At 75.7% G+C, this 478-nt stretch carries 1 pseudogene; it reads left to right on the forward strand.

From position 1 onward, the window contains the following. Window positions 1–478: pseudogene (locus tag M3677_RS16945) on the forward strand (dehydrogenase); the annotation flags it as partial.

Here is a 478-nt window from a genome sequence, read left to right on the forward strand (position 1 = left end):
GAGCTGACCCTCGCCGTCCACGTGCTGGGGCCGCACCTGATCACCGCGCTGCTGGCCGACGTCCTGACCCCCGACGCCGCGGTCGTGTGGATGTCCTCGGGCGGCATGTACGGCGCCGGGCTGCGCGCCGATGACCTCGAGTTCACCGCGGGCGAGTACAGCGGGGTGCGCGCCTACGCCCGCACCAAGCGCATGCAGGTCGTGCTGGCCGCCGAGTGGGCGCGCCGGTTGCCGGGTGCGCACGTGTACTCCACGCACCCGGGCTGGGTGGCCACCGACGGGGTCACCGCGTCGATCCCGGGGTTCGGCAAGGTCATGGCCCCGCTGCTGCGCACCCCCGCCGACGGCGCGGACACCACCGTCTGGCTGGTGGCCACCCGCCCGGCGTCGCGGTCGCCGCACTTCTGGCACGACCGGGCACAGCGGCCCTCGACGCTGGGCTGGGAGCGCGGCCAGGACCCGGGCACGGTGCGCCGCT

Source organism: Curtobacterium sp. P97 (assembly GCF_023712445.1).
Lineage (GTDB): Bacteria > Actinomycetota > Actinomycetes > Actinomycetales > Microbacteriaceae > Curtobacterium.